This window comes from Okeania sp. SIO2B9 (assembly GCF_010672505.1).
Lineage (GTDB): Bacteria > Cyanobacteriota > Cyanobacteriia > Cyanobacteriales > Microcoleaceae > Okeania > Okeania hirsuta.
Window position 1 is genome coordinate 1 of the sequence record NZ_JAAHGK010000233.1, and the last position, 7,365, is coordinate 7,365.

The window sequence follows — 7,365 nt, forward strand, 5'->3', positions numbered from 1 at the left end:
GTTCGGCGAGGGCCTCGTCGCGGGTCTTGGCCGCCCCTACCGGGCGGCCAATCTTAGGATACAAAATTGCAGGTCTAGTACCTTTTACAATTCCCTTATCTTGGTTTTATATGGGATTAGTTTGCTATTTACTAGCTCGTTGTAGTTTACAGGTTAAGAGTTCTAGCTCTTGGTTGCGTCATGTAGGAGCGATCGCTACAGGAGCAATGCTTCTAACAGCTTGGGACTTAGTCCTTGACCCAGCCATGAGTCAGGCACCATTTCCGTTTTGGACATTTCAAGAGGAAGGCTCTTTCTTTGGTATGCCTTACCGCAACTTATTGGGATGGGTAGGTACAGGTGCAATATATATGTCTGTAGCTGCTTGGTTTTGGCGCAAGAAAACAATTTCATTGTCCCGCCAACATTTAAATCTGCCACTCATTACCTATTTAGTTAACTTTGCTTTTGGAGCAACAATTACTGTCGTTGCCTTAGATGCTAGATTCTTATTACCTACTTGTTTGAGTGTAGTGCTAGGGGTAATTCCAGCGATCGCCCTGTGGTGGATATCTCCAGCTAATCAATTGAGTGAGGTGGATATGTCCCTCGACAATGCTATGAGTGATGATCAGGTAAAAGTACCTGTGACACAGGTAAATATGGCTGTAAAATAACTCACAAGTTATATCAATTTTAGATTTTAGAGAGAACACCAGGGGCAAAGGTATTTGAAGGAATAAATTCTTGGCTTTGTTTGAGAGATAATATAAAATCTAAAATACTGCCCAATAGAATCCAAAATCATGCCTGAAGCCTTTTTTTTTGTCATTCTACTGTTGCAACTACCAGCAACAGCTATCTTACTATCGCGTCTGATTAAAGGTCCTACTCGCCAACCACCATTAAAACCTGACTCACCCACACCAGAATTAGTAGGTAAAGTAACTGTTGTCATACCAACTCTTAATGAGGCCACTCGCATTACTCCCTGTTTGCTGGGGTTGAGTCGGCAAAGTTACGAAGTGCGGGAATTTATCATTGTTGATAGTAATTCGGTAGATGATACCCAATATATAGTTAAAACTAAGGCAGAAACAGACCCAAGATTTCGCTTAATTACGGATGACCCTTTGCCCTCTGGATGGGTAGGTCGTCCGTGGGCTTTGCATACAGGCTTTTTGAGAAGCTCCCCAGAGAGTGAATGGTTTCTCGGGGTCGATGCAGATATTCAACCAAACCCTGGGTTGGTCGCTAGTTTGGTCAAAAAGGCAGAAGCTGAAAACTATGACCTGATTTCGTTGTCGCCACAATTTATTCTGAAATATCCAGGAGAACTGTGGCTACAACCTGCTTTACTCATCACGTTAGTCTATAGATTTGGACCAACTGGCACGGGGGCACAAACGCCGGAACGAGTTATGGCCAATGGTCAGTGTTTTCTGTGTCGGCGCTCGGTGTTGTCAGAGGTGGGGGGTTATAGCAGTGCTAAGGGTTCTTTTTGTGATGATGTAACTCTGGCTAGAAATATTGCTGCCCAAGGTTTTAAGGTGGGGTTTTTGGATGGGGCGGAGGTTTTGCAGGTCAGGATGTATGAGGGTATGGCAGAAACTTGGCAGGAGTGGGGGCGATCGCTTGACCTTAAGGATGCTTCCCCTACTGCTCAAGTTTGGAGTGACCTTTGGTTATTGTCAGCTACGCAGGGTTTACCTTTGTTGATAGTTTTGAGTTATTTATTGTTTAGTTTGTCTGTTGATGTTTCTTTATCTTCCAGGTTTTTATTGTTTGGATTAAATTTATTTTTACTATTAATTAGATTTGCTTTGTTATTAGCGATCGCTCCTTCTTATGATTTAAGTAAAGCTAAAGTTGGTTGGTTATTTTGGTTATCTCCTTTAGCAGATCCTTTTGCAGTTTTGCGGATATTTTTATCTGCTATAAGAACTCCTAAAAAATGGAGAGGTAGAGTTTATGATAATGGTTAATATACTCTCTTACTTGAGATTATTTTTATTTTCATACCTTGATTCAGCAACGCCATCAATTAAGATAAAACTTATAACTTTTCCCTAATAGACATCTCTACAAAAATAGGGAGTAGGAAGTAGAGGAAAAAATTGATGAATAAGAGTACGATAATTGATTTGATTTTTTATTGTTGGAGATGTCTAATGTCAACTTGAAAAAAGAGTGTTGCGAATAATAAGTGGGACAAAAGACAAGTGCAGGAAATGTTCCTTTGACAAAGCAATGCGACCCCGTGATGACGCCAGTTGCACATGATAGCGCACCAAGAAAAAAAGAGAACTGATGACTTAAAAACTGGTATTGAAACCATTCATTCTGACTCCTGACTCCTGACTCCTGACTCCTAAGAAATATCCTAACTATTTGTAGCAAACATTTATCAAATTAGTATAATGTCAACACTATCATCCCATCATGGTTGGAATATTACCGAAGCGCAAAGAGAAATTTATAGACAACGTTCAAAAGCATCTAGTCGTGCTAAAAAACAAGCCTTAAATGGAGAAGGGCAAAAACCTATTCATCCGATCAATATTCCCAATCTAAATCCTGAAAAACTGATGCCACAAATGCCTAGAAATAAATGGCGAACCCTGTCTTTATTTAGTGGTGGTGGCGGTCTTAACCTTGGTTTTGATCGAGCAGGTTTTACTCATATTGCCTCCTACGATATTCTCAAGGAGGCTGGTAATACTTTGCGTAACCTTCGACCAGATTGGCAAGTTTTTTCAGGTGAAAAGGGAGATGTCACAAAGATAGATTGGCGCTCCTATTGTGGAACAGTTGATATTATCCATGGAGGTCCACCTTGTCAACCTTTTTCCGTTGCTGGTCGCCAAAAAGGTCAGGAAGATAATCGTGATATGTTTCCCGAATTTATTCGTGCTGTGCTGGAAATTAAACCTCTAATATTTGTGGCAGAAAATGTTACTGCATTGATAAGTAAAAAATTTAGTAAATATGTTGAAGAAGTTATTGAGTTTCCTTTAGTTCCTCACTATAAACTCACGAAATTTATCTTGAATGCTCCAGATTTTGGCATTCCACAAATTAGAAAGCGGGTTTTTTTAGTTGGCTTTCGTGATGAAAAATGTTTAGGAAAATATCAACTTCCTCAGCCTACCCATTATTGGCATCATCTACCAAAAAATCAATCTAAAAAACCAATTCAACTTAATATTTTTGATAATTTAGAAGCTCCAGAAAAATTACAATGTTGTATGGGAACTCGTGAAGCTTTAGGATTACCAAATATTGGATTTGATGCTTTATCACCTACTCTCAGAAGTGGATTAACTGGACCCCGCCATACTACCTCTATTTTAAGTAGCGTTTCTGCACAAAAGGCTTGGGAAAAATTACAAATTTGGCCGAATGGAGTAGCTAAAAATAGAGAAAATGCACATTTATTTGTAGCAAAAAATAATCATTTTAGGCTATCTGTTCCTGACTGTGGAATCCTCCAAGGTTTTCCTGAATCTTGGCAATTTTCTGGTGCAGTTTATCAAGCATTAGGTCAAATTGGAAATGCCGTACCACCACCTATGGCTTATCAAATAGCAGTATCTATTTCTCAGGTATTTTCTTGAATAGCTTCTGTTACAAGTTCTCTTAAACGTTGAGCATGATTATTAGTTATTCTTTCCAAATCTTGAAAATATGAAGCTGGAATATGAGGATTATTTAAAGTTGAACCTCTCTCTATTAAATATTGACATCTATCTCTTAAAATTAAAAGCATTCTCTCAGGAGAGTAGCCAAATTCTAAATCCATTTTATTTTGATATTCTTGAATTGTGTATTGTCTTTTGTGCAAACGTTGAGCATCTTCGAGGGTATAAATCTCTTTTTGCCCAACAATTTCATATAATAAAGATATGCTAATCAGCTCTGGTATTAATTGAGCAAGTTTATAATCTGATGCGATATAAGCTGATTTTTCACTAATCCAAGAATTCATCATTTTAGGGGAAGCATACAAGCAATATTTTAGGTTTTTACCACCTTTGTCATAGAAACCAAATAACCAATGTTTTCCTTTCCACTTCTTAATATGCTCTGGTCCAAAATCTCTAACTGTAGTTACAGAAGTCTTTGTAGTTGACTTTAATTCAAAAGGAATTTTTAGTTTATTTAAAGTTAAGATGGCATCTGTTCCACTACGAGTTGAGTTAGCTGGTTTTTCTAAATTAAATAACTGAATTAATTCCTTTTCCCGACTATCGTCTTGGACTATCATTTATATACATACTAAATTTAACAAACCATATTTTATAGCAGAGAACAGGCAACAGGGAACAGTGGAAAAAGCTTTTCTCTGTCTCAGGTCGATCATCAATCTCTGTCCTAACCAACTCTTTCCTTGCTATATAATATCAAATCCGGTTAAACAGTTATAGAATGCTTAAGTCATTTCAGTTATCAGTTATCAGTTATCAGTTATCAGTACCTCAATGGAATAGGGAGGCTTGAAATACTGAATCTATTTTTTTTCATCCCCTTGAAAGGGGAGGCTTGAGACCTTATTTTTTGGTCAGGAGGAGTCAGGAGTCAGGAGTCAGGAGGAGAGAGAATTACAAAGATGAGCGTAGTTATGACGATTGGAGAATTTTTTATGTCCAATAAAACAGATTTGATATAAACAATAATTAGGGCTTGCTGATTAATGATCAAAGCATTGATAGATAAAGGTTTTAGCCTTCTGAACTTCCCTAAAAGTGCGCTTGTTTTAGTCAAAAACGTTCAAAAAGTTAGCATTTTGGGCAAATCAAGGACAAAAAAATTTAGTGACAATTCTTACTTCTACCTCCTCTAAATTTGCCGTGTCTCCTGTCTCCTGTTTCCTGTCTCCTGTCTCCTGTCTCCTACCCCTACTAAAAAACTTTTGAGCGCAAACCCTAATTACATCTGTCGTGCCATCAAATTAGCAAAGAACCCCTCCCGATTTGCCAATTCTGCAAAACTCCCATGCTGTATAACTTTTCCCCCTTGCAAAACATAAATTCTGTTAGCATTACGAATCGTACTCAACCTATGAGCAATAACTATCCGAGTTACCCCCAACTGCTCTAAACTCTCAGTTACTATAGCTTGAGTACGATTATCTAAAGCACTTGTCGCCTCATCAAAAATCAAAATTCTGGGTTTCAAAACCAACGCTCGTGCAATTAATAACCGTTGCCTTTGCCCACCAGATAAATTTCCCCCTCCCTCAGACACAATAGTATTCATTTCCATTGGCATTTCTTCGATATCATCTGCAAAACCCGCCATTTCAGCTGCTTCCCAAGCGTCATCCAACGTTACTAACGCCCCGCAAGCAATATTCTCAAAAATGGAAGCACTATTGAGTCCTACATTCTGCAACACCACCCCTAACTGTCGTCGCACTCTTGATACATCTAAGGTTGATAAGTCGCGTCCATCATAATAAATAGTTCCTGCTACTGGTGTTTCAAATCCTAATAGTAACCGTACAATAGTTGATTTTCCACTGCCAGAAGGTCCGACAAGAGCAATAAATTCTCCTGCTTCTGCTTCAATGGTAATATCATTAATAATAAGTGGAGTATTTGAACGATATCTAAAACTAAGACGATCTAGTTTTATCCTACCGGAAAGTTGCCCTGGGTCAGATTTGTTGATGTCTACTTCCGGTTTTGCTGCTAAAATAGGTTGAGCGCGTTCCCATAAGATTGTGATTTCTATAATATTGACGATGGTTTTGCTTAAGTTTGTCGCTCCACTAATAAATGTACCGAATGCAGTGTTAAAAGCTAGAAATTTTCCTATGGATAAAACTGTTTCCTCTGTTTGAATTAAATAAACAGTTAATGTAAACAGTAAAATAGAGCTTATTGTTGGTAAAGCTGTGTTGAAGGCAGTAACTAAGTCTTCAATGAGTTGCTTACCGAGCATTAGTCTTGTTTGTTGGCTGTATTTTTTTGCCCAATAAGCAAAAGCACGTTCTTCGGCACCAGCAACTCGTAGTTTTGAGACTCCACCAATGAGTTGCACTGTCAAACCGAATATTTCTCCTGATATTTCTTGAAAGGAGCGTAACTTGCTACGGGCGATCGCTCCTGACCATAGGGTGACAAAACTGGTGAGGCAAGCGATAGCAAAAGCGATGAGAGCAAGGGGAAAACTATAGATGAATAGTAATACTAAATTCAGTAGGGAGAAAAAGCTGGTGAATATTGTTGTGAGGATAGTGCTAGTGAGTCGGTCGCGAATTTGACTGATAGCAGAAACGCGGTTTTCTAAGTCTCCTGTAGAATATTCGCGAAAAAAGGCTGGTGTAAGTTTGAGGAGTCGGTCCCATATTGCTGCTTGAATGGTGGAGCTAGATATGGTTTTTAATCTGAGAGTGACAAAGCTGCGGGTTAACTGAAATATTGTTACTCCAAAACTAGCTGCTAACAAACCCAAACCTATTTCTATTAATAATTTTTCGTTGGCATCGGGAATTGCGTTATCAATGATGATACCTGTAGCTACTGGTGTCAACATTCCTAATAAGGTAGCTATGACTCCAGTGACAGCAACTGTCAGCAAATCTTTAAATCTACCTCTAAAAGCTAATTTGAAGATATCGAAGGCTAAAATATCTCTATTGGGAAAAGGGCGGTAAAAGGTGTAAGCTATTGATGCTAATTCTTGAGCTGTAGTCTGGTTGAGTGGAATGCGGGTAAATTCTATGGGGTCAAAAATTTCATAGTTTGCTGCTTTTAGTAGGGCAACTGGTCGATTTTTGACTTCGTTGTATGCTAATAGAGGTCCGCAGTCTTGTTGCCACCATTTATTTGTGAGGGTGACGCGACGGGTGCGAATGTGGGAGGTACTAGCGATCGCTTCTATGGGGTCTTCCCATCCTGCTTCTGTTTCTTCGGTTTCTATTTTTGGTATATAATTAACAGTTATGCCTAATGCTTTGGTTACTATACCGAAAGCAATTAATAGGGGAGTACCTGTTTGGGGTATTTGACTGAATTCCGGTTGCAGCACTGATGCTAATTCTATTAGTGCTTCTTGTGTCTTTTGTCGGTTTAGGTCTTGATTCATAGTATAGCAGGGAACAGGGAACAGGGAACAGGGAACAGGGAACAGGGAACAGGGAGAAATAATTAATAATTTATGGATAATAATTAATTTTATTTTTTGTTGGTGATGTAGACATAATCAGGACTTACGCAAATTTACCTTAAAAACACCATATGTAGGGGCGAATGGCATTCGCCCTCAGTCTATTTGTCTCCGTGCGTAAGTCCTGTAATTGCTGTTTTGCTCCAAACTATTGTTATTATACAATGATAGCAATCATTATTTAGCAAAACATCAACCTTAGTAGCAAAAAAA

5 protein-coding genes are annotated in these 7,365 nt (G+C 38.6%); 3 read left to right on the plus strand and 2 right to left on the minus strand.

Annotation, left to right across the window (positions count from 1 at the left end; translation table 11 throughout):
- The 3 genes from F6K13_RS10780 to F6K13_RS10790 form a co-directional block, all read left to right on the plus strand.
- On the plus strand, window positions 1-656 hold a 656-nt coding region (locus F6K13_RS10780), incomplete at its 5' end, for a carotenoid biosynthesis protein (protein WP_287287361.1).
- 129 nt (window positions 657-785) lie between these two features.
- Window positions 786-1,964, plus strand: a complete 1,179-nt coding sequence (cruG, locus tag F6K13_RS10785; RefSeq protein ID WP_287242357.1) for a 2'-O-glycosyltransferase CruG — start codon at window positions 786-788, stop codon at window positions 1,962-1,964.
- A gap of 435 nt (window positions 1,965-2,399) precedes the next feature.
- Complete coding sequence (locus tag F6K13_RS10790) at window positions 2,400-3,596, plus strand: DNA cytosine methyltransferase (RefSeq protein ID WP_124143918.1); 1,197 nt, start codon at window positions 2,400-2,402, stop codon at window positions 3,594-3,596.
- Here F6K13_RS10790 and F6K13_RS10795 read toward each other — a convergent pair.
- Window positions 3,581-4,246, minus strand: a complete 666-nt coding sequence (locus tag F6K13_RS10795) for a hypothetical protein (RefSeq protein ID WP_124143919.1) — start codon at window positions 4,244-4,246, stop codon at window positions 3,581-3,583. The genes F6K13_RS10790 and F6K13_RS10795 overlap by 16 nt on opposite strands.
- A gap of 662 nt (window positions 4,247-4,908) precedes the next feature.
- A complete protein-coding gene (locus F6K13_RS10800; RefSeq protein WP_124143920.1) occupies window positions 4,909-7,071 on the minus strand; it encodes an NHLP bacteriocin export ABC transporter permease/ATPase subunit in 2,163 nt (720 codons plus the stop codon).
- Window positions 7,072-7,365 lie beyond the last annotated feature (294 nt).